The following is a 21,201-nucleotide window of genomic DNA, read 5'->3' on the forward strand; positions in this document are numbered from 1 at the left end:
GATGACCGGGACGCTCGATGCAAGTGCGGTGCGCGACATGATGCGCGCCGTCGCGCAATCGCTGATCGATCAGACGGATGTGCTGACCAATGCCGATTTGACCATAGGCGACGGCGATCATGGTGTCGGCATGCGCCGCGGCTTCGAGGCGGCGCTGATTGCGCTGGAGGCTGAAGAAGCGGCAAGTGCGGAGGGCGCCTTCAAGGCCGTCGGCACCGCGATCCTGTCCAACACAGGCGGCGCTGCGGGCGCCGTGTTCGGCACGCTGTTTCGGGCGGGCTCCAAGGCTTTCGCCGCGTCCGGTGTCATCGATGACGCGTCCTTCGCCACGGCGCTGGAAGAGGGGCTTGCGGCCGTGCTCAAGCGCGGCGGCGTGACCGAGGGCCAGAAGACCATGGTCGACGCGCTGGCGCCAGCGTCGCGCGCCGCCCGCGCCGCCGTCGGCCAGGGCCTCGCTGCGGTGACGGCGGCCGCGACGCAAGGCGCGCTGGATGGGGTCGAGGCCAGCAAGGCAATGATCGCCACGACCGGCAAGGCACGCTCGCTGGGCGAGCGCAGCATCGGCCATCCCGATCCGGGTGCGATCTCGGTCTCGCTGATCCTCAAGGCAATGCAGGACTTCACCGCCGGGGCGTGAGCCTCGCCGGACCCACCAAAAGGACTTCGACATGGCTGATCTCGACGACATCAAGGACGGCAAGGACTGGGGCAAGGACCGTCCCGCCGACACGAGCCGCTTCTACCTCAAGGGCGCCGCCCACCATGATTGGGGCATGAAGGCGCGGCTGTCGCGCATCTTCAATCCGGCCAGCGGCCGCACTGTCATGCTGGCCTTCGACCATGGTTATTTCCAGGGACCGACGACCGGGCTCGAACGCATGGACCTGACGATCGCCCCGCTGGCGGAGCATGCCGACGTCTTGATGTGCACGCGCGGGGGCTTACGCGCCACCATCCAGCCGGAAGTCAACAAGCCGGTTGTGCTGCGCTGCTCGGGCGGCAATTCGATCCTGACTGAACTCTCCAACGAACTGGTCGCCGTCGATATCGACGATGCGATCCGGCTCGGCGCCGTCGCCATGGCCGCGCAGGTCTATGTCGGGGCCGAATATGAGCACAAATCGATCTCCAACGTCGTCAAGCTCATCGACACCGGCACGCGCTACGGCATCCCGACCATGGCGGTCACTGGCGTCGGCAAGGACATGGTGCGGGATGCCCGCTATTTCGGCCTGGCGACGCGCATCGCCGCCGAGCTCGGCGCTCAATTCGTGAAATCCTATTATGTCGAGGAGGGTTTCGAGCGCATCGTGCTCGGCTGCCCGGTGCCGATCGTCATCGCCGGCGGCAAGAAGCTGCCGGAGCGCGAGGCGCTGCAGATGGCCTGGCTGGCGATTGACCAGGGTGCTGCCGGCGTCGACATGGGCCGCAACGTCTTCCAGTCGTCCAACCCGGTCGCCATGCTCAAGGCCCTCGCGGCCATCGTCCATCACGGCGAGAGAGCGGACAAGGCCTACGCCCTGTTTCGCGATCTGGAGCAGGCAAGGGCGGCCTGACGATGGTCTTGGACGAGACAATGCCCCAGGGGGCATGGAAACCGATGCGCGGCAAGGTCATGGCCGTCACCGGTGCGGCGAGCGGCATAGGCCGCGAGATCGCCCGCGTCTTCGCCCAAGCGGGGGCGGCCGTGGCGACACTCGATATCAACGACGCCGCGCTGGCGTCGCTGGCGCAGGACCATGGCTGCACGCCCTATCAATGCGACGTCACGGATGCGCATGCGGTCAAGCGTGTGCTGGAATCGGTGGCCAGCGAGCTCGGCGGTCTCGACATCCTCGTCAGCAACGCCGGGTCGGCGCAGCAGGGCGCGATCGGCGACCTGCCGATGGAGGAGTTGCGGCGCAGTTTCGAACTGAATTTCTTCGGCCATCAGAACGCCTGCCAGGCGGCGATCCAGATCTTCCGGCGCCAGGGGCGGGGCGGGTCGATCCTGTTCAACATCTCTAACCAGTCGGTCAATCCGGGCAAGGATTTCGGACCCTATGGCATCCCCAAGGCCGCGACGCTCGCCTTGATGAAACAGTACGCGGTCGACCATGGCCGCGAAGGCATCCGCGCCAACGGCATCAATGCCGGGCGCATCCGCTCGGGCCTGATGACCGACCAGATGATCGTCGAGCGCGCCGGCGCGCGCGGGATGACGCCGCATGAATACATGGCCGGCAACCTGCTCGGCGTCGAGGTCACGGCCAGCGACATTGCCGAAGCGTTCCTGCATCTGGCGCAACTGGAAAAGGTCAATGCCGCCGTGCTAACCGTCGATGGCGGCGTCGTGGCGACGTCGCTGCGCTAGAGCGAACGGGACGAGGAAGATGACAACGATCCACGACGCGCCGGAGGATTTTGCGACAACCGCGCTTGCCGGTTTCTGCGCCATTCATGCCCGCACCGTGCGGCTGGTCAAGGGCGGCGTGGTGAGATCGACCGCGGTCGCCAAGGGCAAGGTCTCGCTCGTCGTCGGTGGCGGTTCCGGCCACTATCCGGCCTTCGCGGGCTATGTCGGCCCCGGTTTCGCAGACGCGGCGGTGGCCGGCGACGTATTCGCCTCGCCCTCGACCGCCGCCGTGGCGCGTGTCTGCCGCCATGCGGACAAGGGCGGCGGAATAATCCTCGGCTTCGGCAATTATGCGGGCGATGTGTTGAACTTCGGCGTGGCGGCCGAGCGCCTGCGCGCCGAAGGCATCGATGTGCGCATTGTGCCGGTGACCGACGATGTCGCCAGCGCGGCATCCGACATGGTTGCCAAACGCCGCGGCATTGCCGGCTCCGTGCTGGTCTACAAGGTCGCGGGCGCCGCCGCCGAGGCCGGGCTCGGGCTCGACGAGGTTGAACGCCTCACGCGGCTGGCCAATGCGCGCACGGTGTCATTCGGCGTCGCCTTCGATGGCTGCACGCTGCCGGGCGCCGCATCACCGCTGTTCACAGTTCCCGATGCAAAGATGGCGCTCGGCCTCGGCATTCATGGCGAGCCGGGGATCCGCGAGGAGGACATGCCGACGGCAGCCGATCTGGCCAGGCTGCTGGTCGACAAGCTCGTCGCCGAGCGGCCGGAGGGGACGCGCAAGGTTGCGGCCCTGCTCAACGGGCTCGGCGCAACCAAATATGAAGAGCTTTTCGTGCTCTGGCAGGGCGTCGCGGCGGAACTGGCGGCGCATGGCCTGGAGGTCGTCGAGCCGGAAGCCGGTGAATTCGTCACCAGCCTGGACATGAAGGGGTGCTCGCTCAGCCTGATGTGGCTGGACGAGGAACTGGAGCGCTATTGGCGGGCGCCGAGCGACGCGCCGGTGCTGCGCAAGGGCCAGATCATTGCCGTCGAGCCGGCCCCCTCCATGGTCGACGAGGCCGACGCCGAGGCCGTGTATGAGCCCGCTTCAGCGCCGTCCCGCGCCGGCGGCGCATGCGTAGCCTCGTTGCTGGCCGAGATGGAGTCGATGCTGAACACGAATGGCGAGATGCTTGGCCGCCTGGACGCCATTGCCGGTGATGGGGACCACGGTCAGGGGATGAGCCGTGGCGCGGCATCAGCCGTGAAGGCGGCGCAAGGCGCGGTGGCCGCCGGAGCAGGGGCCGCAAGCGTGCTGGCAGCCGCCGGAGATGCATGGGCGGACCGGGCGGGCGGCACGTCGGGAGTGCTCTGGGGCCTGTTGCTGCGCGCCTGGAGCGACGTCTTCCGCGACGACGAGGCGATCAAGGCGCATTCCGTCGTCACCGGAGCGCGCCTGGCGCTGGACGGGATCACGCGGCTGGGCGGGGCGCGGCCCGGCGACAAGACGCTGGTCGACGCGCTGGTTCCCTTCGTCGAAACGCTGGAGCGTGAAAGCGCGGCGGGACAGTCCCTGCCGCATGCCTGGCAAGCGGCGGCGAAGGCCGCTCGCGCGGCCGCGGAGGCAACCGCGTCGATGACGCCCAGGCTTGGCCGCGCGAGGCCGCTGGCCGAGCGCAGCATCGGCCATCCCGATCCGGGCGCCGTGTCGCTTGCGCTTTGCGCGGAGGTCGGCGCGTCCTTCCTCGGAACGCATCCGGCGCTGACCTAGATGGACCAGAGCAGCCGAACCGCGCATTCGGCGCTGGCGCCCTATTGGGTGGGCACCAGCTGGAAAATGAACAAGACGCTGGCGGAAGGCCTGGCCTTCGCCGAGGCGCTGTCGGCGTTCGTGCCCGGGCTCGACGCCCGGATCCAGCCCTTCATCCTTCCGCCCTTCACCAGTGCTCGCGAGGTGAAGCGCGCCCTGGCGTCGACGCGCACGAAAGTCGGCGCGCAGAACATGCATTGGGCCGACGAAGGCGCCTGGACCGGGGAGATTTCGCCGGTCATGCTCAGGGATTGCGGCCTCGACATGGTCGAGATCGGCCATAGCGAACGGCGCGCGCATTTCGGCGAGACCGACCGAACCGTCGGGCTAAAGACCGCCGCCGCCATCCGCCACGGACTGACGCCGTTGATCTGCGTCGGCGAGACGAAGGCCGAGCGGGACGCCGGCCGTGCAGACCAGATCATTGGAGATCAGGTGAGGTGCGCGCTGCAATTTCTGGAGACGGCAAGCGCGCCTTCTGAGGTGCTGTTCGCGTATGAACCCGTCTGGGCGATCGGCGAGGGCGGAACCCCGGCCGGCGCAAGCTATGTCGAGCGCCAGCACGCCTTTATCAAGTCGGTCGCGGCCGGCCTGCTGGAGAGCGCGCCGCGCGTGCTCTATGGCGGCAGCGTCAACCAGGAGAATGCCGCGGAGCTGATCGCGCAGCCGGGTGTCGATGGGCTGTTCATCGGCCGTGCCGCCTGGGACGTCAGCGACTACATACGCATCTTGACCATCGTCGCGGCGACTGTCGGCGAATTGCCCAGCCCGCCTGCCTACAAGGAGGACGTACAGTGAAAATCGTGATCGGAGCCGACAGCGCGGGCAAGCCCTTGCTCGATGTCATCGCGGCGCATCTTGCCACCAAGCCTGACCTGGAGGTCACCGACCTCAGCCAGGCCGGCTACTACGCCGACCTCGCCGCGAAGGCAGGACAAGAGCTTCTCGCCGGCAGGCATGATCGCGGCATTCTGTTTTGCGGCACGGGCATTGGCGTTTCCATCGCCGCCAACAAGGTGCCGGGCATTCGCGCGGCACTCACCCATGACACCTATTCCGCGGAGCGGGCGGCCAAGTCCAACAACGCGCAGATCATCACCATGGGCGCCAGGGTGGTCGGACCGGAGCTGGCCAAGGCGATCGTGGATTCCTGGCTGGCCTCTGACTTCGATCCGAACGGTCCGTCGGCGGCCAATGTCAAGGCGATCGACAGCCTGGATTCCGCGAAGTAGCACCAAGGCGACAGTGGGGGGTTGGCGGCATCCAATGGGCGCCGCCAGCGTTCCCGTCAGGGTTCGATCACCACCTTGCCGTAGACCTGCCGGTCATCCAGCAGCCGCATGGCTTCCCCCGCATCCTCGAGGGAAAACCGCTTCGGGTGCAGCGCAGGCTTCAGCTTGCCGGCCTTGACGAGTTCGAGCAACGCCATCACGTCGTCACGCGACCAGCCGTTCGAGCCGACGATGTTGAGCTCGAAGGTCCAGATCAGGCGGAGATCCTCGTGCGGATCGTAGCCGGCGGTGGCGCCGCAAGTGAGCAGCCGGCCGTCGCGACGCATGACGCGCAGCGAAGGCACCCATGTGTCGCCGCCGGTGAAATTGACGACGACATCGATGCCGCCTTCGTCGTGCCCAAAGACACGGGCGCGGCCAAACTGGCGGCGGCATTCCGCGACCCAGTCGCCCTGCGCGTAATTGATGCCGAAATCGGCCCCCAGTGCCTTCAGGCGATCGAGCTTCTCGTCGCTCGAGGCGCAGGCGATGACAGTCGCGCCGGCCTGTTTGGCGAGTTGCACGCAGCAGGTGCCGACACCGCCGGACGCACCCAGGACAAGAACCTTCTCGCCAGGCTGGATCTTGCCGCGCGTCACCATCATCCGGTACGCGGTGCCATAAGCAACAGGCAGCGCCGCGGCGTCCGCAAAGCTGATTTCGTCGTCGAGCGGGATGATCATGTGCGCCGGCACGCGCACCAGTTCGGCAAGTCCGCCATCGAAAGTCTCCCCGAGCAGCCCACCCTTGACGCGCTCGATCGGGTCGACCAGCACGCGCTGTCCGACCCGCAGGCCCTGGACGTCGCCGCCCACGGCGGCGATCTCGCCGGCGACGTCGATGCCGAGGATCAGCGGCATGCCGATCTTGATGCCCGGCATGCCCTTGCGAGTGAAGACGTCGTGATAGTTGAGCGTGCAGGCACGCACCCTGACCAGCACGTCCCCGGCTTCCGGGGCCGGGTCGCGATAGGATGGTTCGTAAACCATCCGGTCCAGGCCACCATGTTCATAGGTTACGACGGCGCGCATGCGTGATCTCCCTGTATCGTTTCTTGTCTTGCTGTGTCCCGGAGTGGCCCCGCAGCCGGCTAGCCCAGCGTGCCGAAACGCTCGAGCATCATCCGCTGCACGACCTTGCGGTCGATCTTGCCCGGGCCATTGAGCGGCAGTTCCTCGGTGAAGACGATCCGGCGCGGATGGGCGTAGGCAGGGCCGACCGAGAGGCAGAACTGCTTGAGCTCCTCCTCGGTGATGTCGCGGCCCTTGGCCTTGACCACCATGGCCACCGGCACCTCGCCCTTGATGCGGTGCGGGACCGGCACCACGGAAGCCTCGGCGACGGCGGGGTTGCGCAGCAGCATGTTCTCGATCTCGAGCGGATAGACATTTTCGCCGCCCGAATTGAACATGTCGTCGGTGCGGCCGCGGAAATAGAAGAAGCCGTCCTGGTCTTTGGAAAAGACGTCGCCGGTCCTGAGCCAGCCGTCCTGCAGCCTTTGCCTGTTGACCTCGGGCAGCTTCCAGTAGCCGGGCGTGACGCCCGGATTGCGCACCAGCAATTCGCCATAGGACGGGTCTTCATTGCCGGCCGAATCGACGAGCTTGACTTCCCCTTCCGGCCACACGACGCCGCAACTGCCATGCGGCACGGGGCGGCCATCGGTCGGGGTGCCGATCATCACCGGGCCGCCCTCGGTAAGCCCATAGCTTTCGGAGGCCGCGACGCCGAAGGCCGCTTCAACGGCGTCGAGCAGTTCCTTGGGCGTCGGGGCCGAGCCGATCTTCAGGCCCTTGAGCGCGGAGAAGTCGAGGGTCTCGATCAGGTCGCGTTCCTGCAGCAGCAGCGTGAACACCGCCGGAACGGCGCCGGCATGGGTGCAACGATAGTCGGCCAGCGCATGGAGGAAGCGGCGCGGTTCGAAATTCGGCAGCAGCACCACCGAGGCGCCCCAGCTCAGCATCGGCTTGATGGCGCCGGCCATGGCGTTCTTGTGGTAGAGCGGCACGGCCGCCAGCGCCCGGTGCTCGGGCAGGCCCGGCCAGTATTTCTGCAGGCAGCCGAGCCACCAGACCTGCCCGGCATGGGTCAGCACCACGCCCTTGGGCCGGCCGGTCGAGCCGGACGTGTAGGGCTGGAAGGAAGGATGGTCGTCGTCCAGCCGCACAGGATCGAAGCGCGGCTCGGCCGCCGCGAGCGCCGTCTCGTAATCCACCCAGCCGGGCCGCGATGTCTCGAAGGCGATCCTGACCTTGCAACCGATCAGCTCGACCAGCGGAGCGACATGCGGGTTGGCCGAATCCTCGACGATCGCGCCGACACATTCGGCGTCGCGCATGATGTATTCCAGCGCCTCGGCGCCGAGCTTGGTATTGAGGGGAACCGGCACGATGCCGGCGCGCATGGCGCCGAAGAAGGTTTCGACAAATTCGAACCGGTTGCTGACCGACAGCGCCAGCCTGTCGCCCGGCTGCATGCCGGAATCGACCAGCAGCCGGGCCGCCCTGTCGAGGCGCTCTTCAAGTTCGCGGTAGAGGACCTCGCGCGCGGGCTCGCGCGACAAGTCGATGATGGCGATATTGTCGGGATAGAGGCCGGCGGCATCGTGGTTCCAATAACCAAGATTGTTCCAGCGCGGATTGTCTGGCGTGATCGGCATAGGGGACTCGCTTTCGGATACGTATGGCCTGGTGCTGTCAGGACGCGGTGAGGACGACTTCGCCCCTGGGCGTGCCCAGGACCGCGAGAAACCCCGGCCTGGCGGCAAGCCGCACCGCAACTTCGATGCCCATCTCGCCATAGATGCGGGCCAGTGCGTCGGCCTGCGGATGGTGCACGGTGAATTCGCGCAGCGTGGCGCCGGTGGGCGTGCTCGCCGCTGGGTGCGGCGAGGCCTTCCAGTCGATGCCGAAGGGGATCATCTCGCCGAAGACGGTATCCTCGATATAGAGGCAGGCCCAGTCGAGCCGCACGCCGTCCGGTCGCGTCCGGCCCATTTCGATCGGACCTCGGGTGCGGATGCCGGCCCGGGCGGCCGCGGCCGCATAGGCATCGAGATCCGTGGTGCGCACGGCGAAAGTGGCGAGGCCCGGCTCGGCCAGCGCGGCGATGCTTCCACCGCGGTTGCCTTCGAGCGACTGCGCCGGATCGGGCGAGATGATCTCCAGATAAATGCCGCCGAGCGACAGCAGGCTGTTGCGGGTGCCGAAACCGGGATGCGAACCGCCCCGGGCCGGGGTGACGCCAGTGAGCCGGCCGATCAGCGCCGACCCGGCATCGAGGTCGGGGGCTGCCCAGAGAATATGGTCGAGTTCGACGCTCATGTCGTTTCCTTTCAGTCCTAACGTGTCAGGGTCAGGTAGACGCCGCGTCCGCTGGCTACGAGCCTTTGCTGCTCGTCGAACACCCTTGCCTCCGCCGTCGCCAGCGTGCCGCCGAGCTTGATGACGCTGGCCTGGGCGACAAGCGCGCCAGGCTGTGCGGCGCGGTGATAATCGACCCGCATGTCGACGGTCGGCACGCCCCGACCGAGCTTGGCCGCGACCGCATAGTCGCCGGCAAGGTCGATCAGCGCCGCCAGGATGCCGCCATGGGTGTAGCGCACCACGGGGTCGGAGACGAACTCCTCGCGCCATGGCAGCAGGATCTCCACGCTGTCTGCGGTAAGCGACTTCAGGGTGACACCCAGCCAGCGATGGAACGGCGCATCGCGCACCATGGCATCGAGCGCCTCGAAATCCACTGCGTCAGCCATGAAGTCCTCCCAGGTAAAGATCGGCGACCTTCGGATCACGGGCCAGCGCGGGCCCTTCGCCTTCATAGGCATTGCGGCCGAGATCCAGGACATAGCCGCGATGCGACATGGCTAGTGCGCGCGTCGCGTTCTGCTCCACCATCAGGATGGTGACGCCCGAGCGGTTGATGGTTGCGACCTGCTCGAACATCAGGTCGACGAAGCGCGGCGCCAGTCCGGCCGTCGGCTCGTCGAGCAACAGCACCTTGGGCTGCGGCATCAAGGCCCGCGCCATGGCCAGCATCTGGCGCTCGCCGCCCGACAGGCTTCCGGCCATCTGCCGGCGCCGCTCGCGCAGGCGCGGAAACAGCGCGTACATCGCCTCCAGGCGCAGCCTGAGCGGCAGGTCGCGGCGCGGCTTCAGCCCGATCTCGAGGTTCTCCTCGACAGGCATCGTCTCGAACACGTTTTCGCGTTGCGGCACGTAGCCGAGCCCTTGGCGCACGATGGTGCTCGGCGCCAGGCCGGCAATGTCCTTGTCCTCGAGCGCGATGCGTCCGCTCTTCGGCGTGACGAGGCCGACAAGCGCCTTCAGCAGGGTCGATTTGCCGGCACCGTTGGGGCCGACGACAGTGACGATCTCGTCTTTTGCCACCGTGATGGCGACGCCGTTGAGGATGTCGACCTGCGGCACGTAACCGGCGACGAGGCCGGCGACGGTGAGGACTTGGCCGCTCATGCAGTCGTCTCCGGGGACGCGCTGCCGAGATAGGCTTCGACCACGGCGGGATCGGCGCGCACCTGTGCCGGCGTGCCGGCCGAGATGACACGGCCCTGCGCCATCACGATCACCCGGTCGGCGCGGCTCATCACCACGTCCATATCGTGTTCGACGAACAGGAAGGTGGTGCCGCGCTGTTCGCGAAGGGCGGCGATGTGGTCGAGGATGGCGCGGCCGAGCGTCGGGTTGACGCCCGCCATCGGTTCATCCAGCAGCACCAGGGACGGCTGGGTCATCAGCGCGCGGGCGATTTCCAGAAGCTTGCGCTGGCCTCCCGAAAGCGCGCCGGCATAGTCGCGGGCCTTGTCGCGCAGGCCGAAGGTTTCGAGCAGGGCCTGCGCATCTGCCCGTGACCTGGCCTCGGCCGCGCGGGCGCGGCGCGGACCCAGGATCAGCGACGGCAGGTGCTCGCCGGGCTGGCTGGGAGCGGCAAGCAGCATGTTGTCCATGACCGACATGCCGGCCAGCACCCGCGTCAGCTGAAACGTGCGCACCAGGCCGAGCCGCGCGATCCTGTGCGGCGCCATGCCGCCGATCGACCGACCGGCAAACCGGATGGTGCCAGTATTCAGCCTGGCAAAACCGCTCAGCAGGTCGAACATCGTCGTCTTGCCAGCGCCGTTGGGACCGATCAGCGCCGTGATCGAGCCGCGCTCGACATGAAAGCTCGCGCCATCGACGGCGCGCAGGCCATCGAAATCCTTGACCGCGTCGGCGACCTCGAGGATGGCGTCCGCGCTCATGGCCGCACCCGCATCTCGTTGACATTGCCGAGCAGGCCCTGCGGCCGCAGGCGGCTGATCAACAGCAGGAACACGCCGACGATGATGAAGCGCAGCGACGCCTGCTGGCCGGCCGAGAGCGACGTCTCGATCAGCCGCGTGCCTTCCAGCAGCGTCCAGAACAGCACGCTGCCGAGCGCCACGCCGCCATAGCTGGCGAAGCCGCCCAGCACGAGCAGCGCATAACCGAAGAAGGTGAAGGTCGGATCGAAGACGGTCGGGTAGAGATAGGTGACGTTGAGCGCGACGAAGAAGCCGGCGACCGCCGCGAGTGCGGCGGCCAGCGCCAGTGACTGGAGCTTGTAGGCGAACACGTCCTTGCCCAGGGCTGCGGTGGCGTCCTCGTCCTCGCGAATGCCGCGCAGCACACGGCCCCAGGGCGTCGCCTGCAGTCCCTTCATCATCAGGAGAAGCGCGACGAAGGCCAGCCACACGACGATGAACAGCGGCAGTTGCGTGTAGGCGCCAAGCCCGATCGTGGCGAGCCATGGCAGCATCCAGTCGGATACGGCGCGCCATTCGGCGTCGAAGCCCAGAACGCCCTGGTTGCCGCCAGAAAAGGCGGCGTTCTGCAGGGTGTAGCGGACGATCTCGGCGAAGGCGATGGTGGCGATGGCGAAATGGTCGGAGCGCAACCGCAGTGACGCGATGCCGACGAACAGGCCCGCAAGCACGGCCAGCACGATGCCGGCCGGCAGCGCCAGCCACAGCGACCAGCCGCGGTCGACGACCAGGATGCCGACCGTGTAGGCGCCGATCGCCATGAAGCCGGCCTGGCCGAAATTGAGCAGGCCGGTGAAGCCGGCATTGAGCTGCAGGCCCAGCGTGAAGATGCCGTAAATGCCCGCAAGGACGCCGACATTGATCCAGAAATCGATGCTCATGAGCGGCGCTTTGCCCGGCCAAATATGCCTTGCGGCATGAACATCAACATCAGGATCAGCAGCGCGAAGCCGACCGCCGGTTTCCAGCGCGCGTTGAACAGCAGCGTCGACCATTCCTGCGAAAGGCCGATCACCAGCCCTCCGACGAGCGCGCCGTAAGGGTTGCCGATGCCTCCGAGCACGGTGGCGGCGAACAGGCTGAGCAGCAGCGTTATGCCGAAATTCGGGTTGAAACTGCCAATGGCGGTTGCGTAGAGGATGCCGGACAGCGCGGCCAGGAAGCCCGAGGCGATCCAGGTGACGTTGATGATGTGCTGCGTGTCGATGCCGGACACTTCCGCCAGCGCGCGATTGTCGGCGAAAGCCCGCATCTCCTTGCCGATGCTGGTGAAGCGCAGCACCAGGCCGACAATGACCATCGCCGAAATGCCGACGACAAGCGCCAGCGCCTGGAGCGTGCCCAGCCGAAGCGGGCCGATGGCGATCGAGGTGACGACATTGGCGCCGAGCGTCCTGACCTGGCTGCCGGCGAAGAACTGCACCGTAAAACGCAAGACGAGGCCAAGCCCGATGGCCGACAGGAAAAGCTGCAGGCTGCCGGCCTTCGCCAGCCGCAAGGGTTGCCAGATGATCTTCTCGGTGGCGAGCGCCAGCGCCGCCGTCGCCAGCATGGCCGTCAGCATCGCCAGCGGCAGGGGCAGACCGAGCCAGGCGAACAGGATGGTGAAATAGGCGCCGGTGACGAGCAGGTCCCCATGCGCGAAATTGACGAGCTTGAGCACGCCGAGCACGAGCGTCAGTCCGATTGCGCCGAGCCCGGTGTAGCTGCCGGCGACAAAGCCGTTGACCGTAGCCTGCAATGCTCGCACCGGCCCGAACGCGATGACCAGCGCGCACAGCAGGACGATCAGGACGGCCAGCAGCAGGGCAGGGCGCGGCAGCGCGGCAAGAGCGGATGAGAGGACGGAAGCCCTGGCTTCCGTCCTCTCGGTCTGGGTGGTGTCGGTCACCAGTCTTACTTCACGTTGACCTGTTCGATCTTGACCTGCTTGCCGCCCTGATACTGGAAGACGTCATAGAGGCTGGACGACGGATCGCCATTGTCCTTGAAGCGGAAGGCGCCGGAGACGCCGACATAGTCGATCTCCTTCCCAGTGGCGGCGGTCTTCACCGCATCGGCGAGGGTCTCGATGGTGAATTGTGGCGCACCGTCCTTGGTCACCGAGCGGATCTTGTCGCGGATGGCGCCGGGTTCGGTGGAACCGGCCTCGACCGCCGACAGGAAGCACAGGATGGCGGCATCGAAGCTGTTGGCGGTGTAGGAGGCATTGGCAACGCCGCCCGCTTCGTCCCACAGCTTGTTGAACGCCTTGAACGCATCCGTTCCCGTCGGCGAGCCGCCAGCCACGCCATAGGCGCCTTCGAGCGCTTCGGGCGGGATATTGTCGGGCACCTTGGCGAAGGACAGCGCGTCGGCGACGAACACCTTCTTGGCGTCGAACTTGCCGGTGCGAACCAGTGCGGCGCCGAGCTTGGCGTAGGTTTCCGGATAGTCGATCACGACATAGGCGTCCGGATTGGTGTCGACCGCCTGGCCGGCCTCGGAATCGAAGCTTTCCTGCTGGGGATCGAAGGAGATCGTGCTCGATATTGTGCCGCCTTCGGCCTGCCAGTCCGTGGTGAAGCTCTTGGACAGCGCGTCGCCATAGGGTTCGTTGCGGAAGATGATCGCAACGGCCTTCCCTTTGCCGACATGATTTTCGATGGCCTTGACCAGCGCCTTCGACTGCAAATCGTCAGCCGGCACGGGGCGGTAGATGGTGCCGTCATCCTTGACGGTCCGCAGGCGGGTGCTCGACGCCAGCGGCCAAAGGGTGATCTTGCGCTGCATGGTGATACCGTTCAGCACCGAAATCGATTCCGGCGTCGTCGACGGCCCCATGATGCAGGAGGCGCCCTTGTCGACCAGGGTGCGCGTCGCCGAGAGCGCGGCCTGGGGATCGCCCTGCGAATCCGCCGAGACGATCGTCACCTTGGCCTCGACGCCCGCGTCCTTGGCCGCCTTGTTGGCGACAGTGGCCGACAGGTTGATGGCCTTTTCGGCCGGCGGTCCGAGTTCCGACAGCGGGCCGGTCGATTCCAGCAAGGCTCCGATTTTGAGGTCAAGCGGTTCGGCACCGGCCCCCTGCGCCGACGCCACGATGGCGAGGGCTGAAACTGCCGCCCAAGCCGCGAGCCGTCCGATTTTGCACGACATTCCCATCTCCATGACGTTTGAAAACACGCGTTAGTCTGGTAATACTGATCGTTCAGTAATGAAGCGCATGGAGGCTGTTCGAGTCAAGCGATTGGAATTCCATTTTTTGCGCAATATGAAGGACATGCGTTGCGCCGCGGCAGCGAGGGAGGAATATGGGAAAGCTCGAAATGTCTTCGGCATGGTCGCCAGCCGTGACGATCACCTCCGCGACGCCTGATAAGGTGGTCGGCCGCATGGCGGTGCCGGGCGTGCGTTCGGAAGGCTCGCCCCTCGGTCTGCTGACGGATTTTGCGAGCCAGCTCGCAGCGGCCGGCGCGGCGTCGATGCTGGGCCAGGCGCGGTCGGCCCAGGAGATCGAATGTCGCACCAGCCTGTTCTCGCGCCACGTGGCCGGCCGGCTCAAGGGCGAGGCGACGGCGCTGTTCAGCGACGGCTCGACGATGAACTGGCAGGTCCTTGTGCATGACGAGGACGGCAAGGCCGTCTGCGCCGTCAGCATGACTTATCTTGTCGTCGATGCCGAAGCGATTGTGTCCCCGGATGCGTCAGCTCTTTCGCCTGAGCCCGTCGAGCCCGAGCCCGATGATGCGGCGACGCCCGTGGAAACGATGAGCCCGGCCGACAAGAGACGCGAACAGATTGCGGCCGCTGCGGCGGCTGTCATTGCCCGCAAGGGCTTCGGTAACGCCACGATGCGGGAGATCGCCGACACGGCCGGCATGCATGTGCCGACCATGTACCAGTATGTCGCCAGCAAGGACGAGATGCTCGAGCTGGTCTATATCTGGACGATGGCCAGGGTGCGCACGGATGTCGACCAGGCTACCGTCAACTGCGACACGGCGACCGAAAAGCTTCGGGCAACGATTGCCGCGATCGTCGACAAGGGCGACCGGTTCGGCAGGGATGTCGGCGTCCTCAACCGCGAACTGAAATCCCTCTCACCGGCCGCGCGGGTACGCGTTCTGGCCGAATACCGCAAACTCCTGCTGCAGATCGCCCAACTGGTCAGCGAAGGCGTATCGGCCGGCGAGTTCCGCCCAGTCGAGCCGGAGATCGCTGCCAATTTCGTCGACGCGGTCTGCGATATCTGGGCCTTGCGCCCCTTCGCAGTCAGGCAATTCGGCCGAACGGCGTTCCACGATGAAGTCGCGGAACTGATACTGCGCGGGTTGAGGAACTGACACGGAGCACCTCGCCGGTTCCGCAGCTGAAAAGGATCGTTAGTTCGCAGTTGTTAGACAGGTTGACGAACGCATGGCCGCGCGATCGGCCATCGTGCGAGCCCGCCAGCCATGGCGATGGCGGGGTTGTCGCGCCCGGTATCGCAATTGAGACCGTGATCGCGTTTGCGAGAAGCCTGGAAGGACGCGGTGGCCGGCAGGCCCGCATGGCGGCCCGTTCGAGCCGATGTCGTGTGCCCGGGATTGTTGGCACGCCCCTTGCATCGTCTCGGCTATCGGTAGAGCAAAGCATCCGCCACGCTCCCAACCCGGTCAAGATGTCCGCCTGTACGCCGTGGTCCAATCATGCCTGCATTGCTGCACAAGGGCATGGGTCGATCGGCGCAACGTGCACGGCCCGCAGTGAAAAACGAACAAGGGGAATTGTCATGTCAGTGGGAATATCGGGTTACTTTGCCGGCCATGGCCGGCGCTGGAAAGGCCTGTTGGCGGCGACGGCCTTCGTTGCACTGACGCTCTCCTTCGGTGCGGCGTCGGCCAAGACCCTCGTCATCGCGCGGGACATGGATGTGAATTCGCTCGATATTCACCGCTCCTGGTGCGAGACCTGCATCATCTACAATGAAGCCGTCTACGAAGGGCTGCTGACCCTGGACGCCAACAACAAGTTCGTCCCGGTCATCGCCGAGAGCTGGCAGGCGAGCGACGACCTCACCACCTTCACCTTCAAGCTCAACCCGAAGGCCACCTTTTCGGACGGCTCGAAAGTCGAAGCCAAGGACGTCAAATGGTCCTGGGAGCGGCTCAAGAACATCAAGTCGAATGGGAGCGGTTTCGCCGACACGATCGATACGGTCGAGTCGCCCGATGCCGAGACGGTCGTCGTCAAGACCAAGGGGCCGAACTCGGAATTCCTCAACATCATCTCCGCGACCTTCTTCGGCATCATCAACAGCGACGTCGCGCAAGCGCAAGGCAAGGCCATCGCCGGCACCGAGGCGGCGCAGTCCGATGCAAGCGAGGGCTGGTTCATGGCGCATTCGGCGGGGTCGGGCCCGTTCGTCTTCGAGTCCTATGAGCCGGGGGCGGAGCTCAGGCTCAAGCGCAATGAAAAATACTGGCGTGAGCCGGCGAAGGTCGACGAAGTCGTGATGCGGCAGGTCGCCGATTCCGTCGCGCAGGCGCAGCTGTTGCAGAGCGGCCAGATAGACGTTGCCATGCAGGTGGACGCCGAGACCGCCAAGACCCTGACGTCGCCGGACGTGAAGGTCGAATCCGTGCCGTCGTTCAATTTCATCTATGTCGCCATGGCGCCTGGCGCCGTGGAGAATCCGTTCCCGATGACGCCTGAGATCCGCGAAGCGATATCGATCGCCATCGACCGGAAGGCACTGAGGGAGTTCACCGTAGGCGAGGGCAATGGCGAGCTGATCTCAGTTCCGTTCCCGCTCCACTTCCCCGGGGCCGACGGTCACGCCATCCCTGAATACAACCCGGAAAAGGCCAAGGAGCTTCTCGCCAAGGCAGGAAAGGGCGATGGATTCACGCTGAGCGCGACATTCCCCAAGCTCAACGTCTACGGCGTAGACCTGTCGATCATGATGCAGAAAATCCAGCAGGATCTGGCCAAGATCAATGTCACGCTCGATCTGAAGCCGGTCGAGATGTCGGCCTGGCGCGAAAAGATCAGCACCGACCATATCCCGTTTACCGTGGGCTATTATTCGCCCGACTTCTACGGCACGTCACAATTCGTGCAGACGTTCGGGCTGGCCGAGGGAACGCTCTGGTTCAAGCGCGGTGGCGCGGAGCGCGATCCGTCCTACCTGATCCCGGAAAATCTGACGCTGATGGCGCAGGCGCTGAAATCCAAGCCGGAGGAAGCCGAGAAGGTCTGGTTCAAGATCGGCGAGAACATCAAGAACGCCAATGTCGTCATCCCGATCATGAGCCCGAATCTGCTGCTGACCTACAGCAGCAAGGTCCATGGCATGCGCAACTCGGCAATCTGCATCCTGCCGCTCTACGAAGTGTCGCTCGACGATTGATGGCGCCCGCAAGGGACGGACGGCCGCTGGCGTCCCGTCGGTGGCCGCCGAGGCCAAGCCTGCCCGGCAAACCATGCGCCCGGAATGCTGGCTGAGAGGACGACCAGCGCCGGGCCAGGTCCGCCGCCACGCTGTCAGATCAACAGGATGATCGCTCCTCGACAAGAGGTGCGACGGACAAGAGGCCAATGCTCAATTACATAATGAGGCGCGCCGTTGCGATGCCTTTCATTCTGCTCGGCATCGTCACCCTGGCTTTCCTGCTGACGACGATCACCAAGGGCGATCCGCTGACGGCGATCGTCAGCGAGAGGCAGATGAACAATCCGGAGATAGTGGCGGCCGCCAAGGCGCGCTGGGGGCTCGATCGCAGCCTGCCGGAGCGCTACGTGATCTATGTCGCCAACCTGGTGACCGGCGACATGGGAACGTCCTTCGTCACGCGCCGCCCTGTGTCCCGGGACATCGCTGCGCGGCTGCCCGCCACACTGGAACTGGTCATCGCGGCAATGGCGATTGGCAGCACTACCGGCATATTGCTCGGCCTGCTTGCCGCGTATTACCGCGACTCGGTGATTGATCAAACCGCGCGGCTGTTCTCGCTCTTTGGATCTTCCGTGCCGATTTTCTGGCTTGGGCTCGCACTCCTCTTCGTGTTCTCGGTCCACTACCATCTGTTGCCGGGCCCGGGACGCCTCGATGCGCGCCTGACCCCGCCGCCCAGCCTGACAGGCTTCATGGTGGTCGACACTTTGCTGGCGGGCAATCCGGCGGCGTTCAAGGATGCGTTGCTGCATCTCATCCTGCCGTCGCTGGTGCTCGGCTGGACGGTGGCCGGCTCCATTTCCAGGATCGTGCGCGCGAACATGCTGGAAATCATGGAGCGTGAATTCATCCTGACGGCGCGCGCCAAGGGCGCCGGCGAGTTGCGCGTCGTGTTCCGGCATGCGTTGCGCAACATATTGGTGCCGGTTCTCACCGTGCTCGGCTACACATTCGCCTATTTGATCACCGGAGCGGTGCTGACGGAGGCGGTCTTCGGATGGCCCGGCATCGGCAGCTATGCGGTGATCGCGGCGCGGTCGCTGGATTTTCCGGCCATCATCGGCGTTACCATCGTCGGCGGCATGATGTTCCTGATCACCAACCTGCTCACCGACATCGCCTATGTCTTCGCCAATCCGCGCGTCCGGTTGAACTGATGGCCATGGCAATCATCCGGCCGAAGACCATGCGCAGGAGGCTCCCCTCCTGGGTGTCGCCTTCATTCGTCATCGGCGGCGCTGTCGTGCTTTTCTGGCTGTTCGCCACGCTGTTCCCGCACTGGCTGTCGGCGTTCAGCCCTCTCGATCTGGCCGGGCGCCGTCTGCAGCCGCCCAGTCCCGACCATCTCCTGGGGACGGACGCGCTGGGGCGCGACGTGTTTGCGCGCACCGTTTATGGCGCAAGGCAGTCCTTGCCGATCGCCGTCCTGGTGGTAATCAGCGCGGTGCTCATCGGCACGGCGGCCGGCGCCATCGCCGGCTACAGGGGCGGCTTCGTCGGCGCGGCCATCATGCGGCTGGTCGATATCACCCTGTCCTTTCCGGCAATCCTGCTGGCCATGGCCGTCGCCGCCTCGCTCGGCCCCGGGCTCGGCAATGCCGCCATCGCCATGGTGGTGGTGTGGTGGCCGATCTATGCGCGACTGGTGCGGGCCCAGGTTTTGGAAGTGCGGGAGCGCGAACATGTCGAGGCCGCGGTTGCTGCCGGCGCCAGCGATTTTCGCATCCTGACCAAGCATATCCTGCCCCTGTGCTGGACGCCCGTCCTGATCAGCGCGACCATGGACCTCGGACAGGTTATCCTGCTCGGCGCGTCGTTGAGCTTCATTGGCCTCGGTGCGCGGCCGCCGACCCCGGAATGGGGAGCGATGATCTCGGACGGCACCGTTTATTTCTACAATTGGTGGATCGCTTTCGGGGCAGGCATGGCCATCCTGACTATCGTGCTCGGCTTCAATTTCATCGGCGACGGCCTACGCGACTATTTCGATCCTAGGTCGTCCAAATGACGGCGGCCGCGATGACCATTGCCCCGGCTGCGGCCGAGCCGCTCCTGCGGGTCCGCGATCTCAAGGTCGGTTTTTCGACCGGCAGCGGCACGTTGCTGGCGGTGCGCGGCATAGACCTGGATGTCTCGCGAGGCGGCGTGCTTGGCATTGTCGGCGAATCGGGATCCGGCAAGTCGCTCAGCATGCTGGCCGCCCTCGGATTGCAGGCCCGCAACGCCGTGGTAAGCGGATCGGTCCACTTCGACAGCCAGCAGCTTGTCGGCCGTCAGCGCAAGCACATGCGCTCGCTGCTCGGCTCGCGAATCGGCATGATCTTCCAGGATCCGCTGTCGTCGCTCAATCCGGTCATGACGGTAGGCGACCAGATCCGTGAGGTGCTTTTCCTGCATGATCGCCGCCTGACCGGGAAGGGGGCCACGGCTCGGGTGCTGGACCTGCTTGAGCTTGTCGCCATTCCGCAGGCTGACCGCCGGATCAATCAATATCCGCATGAATTCTCGGGCGGCATGCGCCAGCGGGTGATGATCGCCATGGCGATCGCGAACGACCCGGAGCTTCTCGTTGCCGACGAACCGACGACGGCGCTGGATGTCACGGTCCAGGCGCAGATCATGCGGATGCTGCGAGAGCTGAAGGAGAAGCTCGGCCTGGCGCTTATCCTGATCACGCACGATCTTGGCGTCGTCGCCGGCCATGCCGACCGTGTGGCGGTCGTCTATGCCGGCCAGGTGGTGGAAGAGGCGGAGGTGCATGACCTATTCGCCGATCCTCGCCATCCCTACACGCGCGGGCTCATCGCCTCGATCCCCAAGCTGACCGCGACAGGCTCCAAGCTTTATTCGATCCCCGGCGCCCCGCCGCGGCTCGGCGCCTATCCCGAAGGCTGCGCCTTCCATCCGCGCTGCATCCATGCCCAGGACATCTGCCGGACGACCGCGCCCCCGACGATGGCTTTCGGCGGGCACCGATCGGCATGCCACTTCGCCGACAGGCTACCGCCCTGGGATCGCGGCAACGAAGCCGAAAGGCAGGGCCAGAATGGCTGAAACCATCGATCGTTCATCGAACTCCGGCAAAGGCCAATTCGCCTTGTCGGTGAGACATTTGTCAAAGTCCTTTCCCATGATGGGCGGAACCTTCATCCGGCGCGAGGTGGCGCAGTTGAAGGCGGTCGATGACGTGTCCTTCGACCTGGAGGCCGGCGAGACGCTCGGCCTGGTCGGTGAGTCCGGTTGCGGGAAGTCGACGCTCGGCCGTTGCCTGCTGAGGCTTATCGAGCCGACGGCGGGCAGCGTCGAGGTCAACGGCACGGACGTCGTTTCGCTGAACGCGGCCTCGATGCGCGCGATGCGCCGCCATCTGCAACTCGTCTTCCAGGATCCGTACGGATCGCTGCATCCGCGTATGCGCGTCGCCGACAGCATCGCCGAACCGTTGCGGATAACGTCCATGACGCGCTCGGAGCGGCGCGAACGGGTGGCCGAGATGCTCGATTTGGTCAGCCTCGGCGCGGATTACGGCAGGCGCTACCCGCATCAGCTCTCCGGCGGCCAGCGACAGCGCGTAGTAGTCGCCCGCGCTCTGGCATTGAAGCCCGAGGTGGTCGTGCTCGACGAGCCCGTATCGGCGCTGGACGTCTCGGTCCAGGCCGGCGTGCTCAACCTGCTCAAGGAAATCCAGGAGAGATTGCAGACCGCCTATGTCTTCGTGGCGCACGATCTGTCGGTGGTGCGCCACATCTCGCATACCGTGGCCGTTATGTATCTCGGCCGCTTCGTCGAAGTGGCGCCGGCGGCGAGCCTCTATGCACGGCCACTGCATCCCTATTCGCAGGCCTTGATGTCTGCCGTTCCCGTCGCCGACCCCGATATCGAACGCGGTCGCAACCAGATCCTGCTCAAGGGCGACGTGCCAAGCCCGATCAATCCGCCGTCGGGCTGCCCGTTCCGCACACGTTGCTTCAAGGCGCAGGACATATGCGCAAAGGTCAAACCGGCGCTGGTGGAGATCGAGCCCCGGCATTTCGCCGCGTGCCATTTCCCGCAGCCGATGGAGATCGGCTTTGCCAACTG

General features: G+C 65.6%; 20 protein-coding genes and 1 pseudogene. 12 read left to right on the forward strand and 9 right to left on the reverse strand.

The window, feature by feature from the left end:
• Window position 1: 1 nt before the first annotated feature.
• The 6 genes from dhaL to LB513_RS11125 are packed head-to-tail and all read left to right on the forward strand — an operon-like array spanning window position 2 to window position 5,365.
• A complete protein-coding gene (dhaL, locus tag LB513_RS11100; RefSeq protein WP_224663537.1) occupies window positions 2-637 on the forward strand; it encodes a dihydroxyacetone kinase subunit DhaL in 636 nt (211 codons plus the stop codon).
• 31 nt (window positions 638-668) lie between these two features.
• Window positions 669-1,556, forward strand: a complete 888-nt coding sequence (gene lsrF / locus LB513_RS11105) for a 3-hydroxy-5-phosphonooxypentane-2,4-dione thiolase (protein ID WP_224663538.1) — start codon at window positions 669-671, stop codon at window positions 1,554-1,556.
• A gap of 20 nt (window positions 1,557-1,576) precedes the next feature.
• A complete protein-coding gene (locus tag LB513_RS11110) occupies window positions 1,577-2,353 on the forward strand; it encodes an SDR family oxidoreductase (protein ID WP_224663539.1) in 777 nt (258 codons plus the stop codon).
• A gap of 19 nt (window positions 2,354-2,372) precedes the next feature.
• Complete coding sequence (locus tag LB513_RS11115) at window positions 2,373-4,094, forward strand: dihydroxyacetone kinase family protein (protein WP_224663540.1); 1,722 nt, start codon at window positions 2,373-2,375, stop codon at window positions 4,092-4,094.
• Window positions 4,095-4,931: a triose-phosphate isomerase gene (locus LB513_RS11120; RefSeq protein WP_224663541.1), complete on the forward strand. Its 837-nt coding sequence runs from the start codon at window positions 4,095-4,097 to the stop codon at window positions 4,929-4,931.
• Window positions 4,928-5,365 (forward strand): RpiB/LacA/LacB family sugar-phosphate isomerase, encoded by a 438-nt coding sequence (locus LB513_RS11125; RefSeq protein WP_224663542.1) that lies wholly within the window; start codon window positions 4,928-4,930, stop codon window positions 5,363-5,365. Before LB513_RS11120 ends, LB513_RS11125 begins: the two co-directional genes overlap by 4 nt.
• A gap of 56 nt (window positions 5,366-5,421) precedes the next feature.
• Here LB513_RS11125 and LB513_RS11130 read toward each other — a convergent pair whose 3' ends face one another.
• The 9 genes from LB513_RS11130 to LB513_RS11170 are packed head-to-tail and all read right to left on the reverse strand — an operon-like array spanning window position 5,422 to window position 13,841.
• On the reverse strand, window positions 5,422-6,435 hold the full coding sequence (locus LB513_RS11130; protein WP_224663543.1) for a zinc-binding dehydrogenase: 1,014 nt from the start codon (window positions 6,433-6,435) through the stop codon (window positions 5,422-5,424).
• Between the two features lie 59 nt (window positions 6,436-6,494).
• Window positions 6,495-8,063: a class I adenylate-forming enzyme family protein gene (locus LB513_RS11135; RefSeq protein WP_224663544.1), complete on the reverse strand. Its 1,569-nt coding sequence runs from the start codon at window positions 8,061-8,063 to the stop codon at window positions 6,495-6,497.
• A 37-nt stretch (window positions 8,064-8,100) separates the two neighbouring features.
• The gene (locus LB513_RS11140; RefSeq protein ID WP_224663545.1) at window positions 8,101-8,727 is read right to left on the reverse strand and encodes a VOC family protein; all 627 of its coding nucleotides are present in this window, start codon (window positions 8,725-8,727) and stop codon (window positions 8,101-8,103) included.
• A 17-nt stretch (window positions 8,728-8,744) separates the two neighbouring features.
• Entirely contained in the window at window positions 8,745-9,158 is a 414-nt protein-coding gene (locus LB513_RS11145) for a PaaI family thioesterase (protein WP_224663546.1), read from the reverse strand.
• Window positions 9,151-9,876, reverse strand: coding sequence for an ABC transporter ATP-binding protein (locus tag LB513_RS11150; RefSeq protein WP_224663547.1), 726 nt, complete (start codon window positions 9,874-9,876; stop codon window positions 9,151-9,153). Before LB513_RS11150 ends, LB513_RS11145 begins: the two co-directional genes overlap by 8 nt.
• Window positions 9,873-10,661 (reverse strand): ABC transporter ATP-binding protein, encoded by a 789-nt coding sequence (locus LB513_RS11155; protein ID WP_224663548.1) that lies wholly within the window; start codon window positions 10,659-10,661, stop codon window positions 9,873-9,875. The genes LB513_RS11150 and LB513_RS11155 overlap by 4 nt, the downstream gene beginning before the upstream one ends.
• Complete coding sequence (locus LB513_RS11160; RefSeq protein WP_224663549.1) at window positions 10,658-11,584, reverse strand: branched-chain amino acid ABC transporter permease; 927 nt, start codon at window positions 11,582-11,584, stop codon at window positions 10,658-10,660. The genes LB513_RS11155 and LB513_RS11160 overlap by 4 nt, the downstream gene beginning before the upstream one ends.
• A complete protein-coding gene (locus LB513_RS11165; protein ID WP_224663550.1) occupies window positions 11,581-12,594 on the reverse strand; it encodes a branched-chain amino acid ABC transporter permease in 1,014 nt (337 codons plus the stop codon). Before LB513_RS11165 ends, LB513_RS11160 begins: the two co-directional genes overlap by 4 nt.
• 5 nt (window positions 12,595-12,599) lie before the next feature.
• Complete coding sequence (locus LB513_RS11170) at window positions 12,600-13,841, reverse strand: ABC transporter substrate-binding protein (protein ID WP_224663551.1); 1,242 nt, start codon at window positions 13,839-13,841, stop codon at window positions 12,600-12,602.
• A gap of 155 nt (window positions 13,842-13,996) precedes the next feature.
• Between LB513_RS11170 and LB513_RS11175 the strand changes: the two genes are divergently transcribed.
• The 6 genes and pseudogenes from LB513_RS11175 to LB513_RS11200 form a co-directional block, all read left to right on the forward strand.
• A complete protein-coding gene (locus tag LB513_RS11175; RefSeq protein WP_224663552.1) occupies window positions 13,997-15,028 on the forward strand; it encodes a TetR/AcrR family transcriptional regulator in 1,032 nt (343 codons plus the stop codon).
• A gap of 428 nt (window positions 15,029-15,456) precedes the next feature.
• Window positions 15,457-17,076 carry an ABC transporter substrate-binding protein gene (locus LB513_RS11180; protein WP_224663553.1) on the forward strand — a complete coding sequence of 540 codons (1,620 nt, stop codon included), beginning with the start codon at window positions 15,457-15,459 and terminating at the stop codon, window positions 17,074-17,076.
• 188 nt (window positions 17,077-17,264) lie between these two features.
• The gene (locus tag LB513_RS11185) at window positions 17,265-18,278 is read left to right on the forward strand and encodes an ABC transporter permease (protein WP_224663554.1); all 1,014 of its coding nucleotides are present in this window, start codon (window positions 17,265-17,267) and stop codon (window positions 18,276-18,278) included.
• A 29-nt stretch (window positions 18,279-18,307) separates the two neighbouring features.
• Window positions 18,308-19,129: an ABC transporter permease gene (locus LB513_RS11190; protein WP_411962700.1), complete on the forward strand. Its 822-nt coding sequence runs from the start codon at window positions 18,308-18,310 to the stop codon at window positions 19,127-19,129.
• An 11-nt stretch (window positions 19,130-19,140) separates the two neighbouring features.
• A complete protein-coding gene (locus LB513_RS11195) occupies window positions 19,141-20,175 on the forward strand; it encodes an ABC transporter ATP-binding protein (protein ID WP_224663556.1) in 1,035 nt (344 codons plus the stop codon).
• Window positions 20,168-21,194: pseudogene (locus LB513_RS11200) on the forward strand (ABC transporter ATP-binding protein); the annotation flags it as partial. The gene LB513_RS11195 and the pseudogene LB513_RS11200, both read left to right, overlap by 8 nt.
• Between the last annotated feature and the right edge of the window lie 7 nt (window positions 21,195-21,201).

Source organism: Mesorhizobium sp. ES1-1, assembly GCF_020164785.1.
In the GTDB taxonomy this organism is placed as follows: Bacteria; Pseudomonadota; Alphaproteobacteria; order Rhizobiales; family Rhizobiaceae; genus Mesorhizobium.

What these genes read in the sequence shown, in the direction of transcription:
- dhaL (WP_224663537.1), top strand. Translation starts at nt 2, where the DNA reads ATGACCGGGACGCTCGATGCAAGTGCGGTGCGCGACATGATGCGCGCC.
- lsrF (WP_224663538.1), top strand. Translation starts at nt 669, where the DNA reads ATGGCTGATCTCGACGACATCAAGGACGGCAAGGACTGGGGCAAGGAC.
- LB513_RS11110 (WP_224663539.1), top strand. Translation starts at nt 1,577, where the DNA reads ATGCCCCAGGGGGCATGGAAACCGATGCGCGGCAAGGTCATGGCCGTC.
- LB513_RS11115 (WP_224663540.1), top strand. Translation starts at nt 2,373, where the DNA reads ATGACAACGATCCACGACGCGCCGGAGGATTTTGCGACAACCGCGCTT.
- LB513_RS11120 (WP_224663541.1), top strand. Translation starts at nt 4,095, where the DNA reads ATGGACCAGAGCAGCCGAACCGCGCATTCGGCGCTGGCGCCCTATTGG.
- LB513_RS11130 (WP_224663543.1), bottom strand. Translation starts at nt 6,435, where the DNA reads ATGCGCGCCGTCGTAACCTATGAACATGGTGGCCTGGACCGGATGGTT.
- LB513_RS11135 (WP_224663544.1), bottom strand. Translation starts at nt 8,063, where the DNA reads ATGCCGATCACGCCAGACAATCCGCGCTGGAACAATCTTGGTTATTGG.
- LB513_RS11140 (WP_224663545.1), bottom strand. Translation starts at nt 8,727, where the DNA reads ATGAGCGTCGAACTCGACCATATTCTCTGGGCAGCCCCCGACCTCGAT.
- LB513_RS11145 (WP_224663546.1), bottom strand. Translation starts at nt 9,158, where the DNA reads ATGGCTGACGCAGTGGATTTCGAGGCGCTCGATGCCATGGTGCGCGAT.
- LB513_RS11150 (WP_224663547.1), bottom strand. Translation starts at nt 9,876, where the DNA reads ATGAGCGGCCAAGTCCTCACCGTCGCCGGCCTCGTCGCCGGTTACGTG.
- LB513_RS11155 (WP_224663548.1), bottom strand. Translation starts at nt 10,661, where the DNA reads ATGAGCGCGGACGCCATCCTCGAGGTCGCCGACGCGGTCAAGGATTTC.
- LB513_RS11160 (WP_224663549.1), bottom strand. Translation starts at nt 11,584, where the DNA reads ATGAGCATCGATTTCTGGATCAATGTCGGCGTCCTTGCGGGCATTTAC.
- LB513_RS11170 (WP_224663551.1), bottom strand. Translation starts at nt 13,841, where the DNA reads ATGTCGTGCAAAATCGGACGGCTCGCGGCTTGGGCGGCAGTTTCAGCC.
- LB513_RS11175 (WP_224663552.1), top strand. Translation starts at nt 13,997, where the DNA reads ATGGGAAAGCTCGAAATGTCTTCGGCATGGTCGCCAGCCGTGACGATC.
- LB513_RS11180 (WP_224663553.1), top strand. Translation starts at nt 15,457, where the DNA reads ATGTCAGTGGGAATATCGGGTTACTTTGCCGGCCATGGCCGGCGCTGG.
- LB513_RS11185 (WP_224663554.1), top strand. Translation starts at nt 17,265, where the DNA reads ATGCTCAATTACATAATGAGGCGCGCCGTTGCGATGCCTTTCATTCTG.
- LB513_RS11190 (WP_411962700.1), top strand. Translation starts at nt 18,308, where the DNA reads ATGCGCAGGAGGCTCCCCTCCTGGGTGTCGCCTTCATTCGTCATCGGC.
- LB513_RS11195 (WP_224663556.1), top strand. Translation starts at nt 19,141, where the DNA reads ATGACCATTGCCCCGGCTGCGGCCGAGCCGCTCCTGCGGGTCCGCGAT.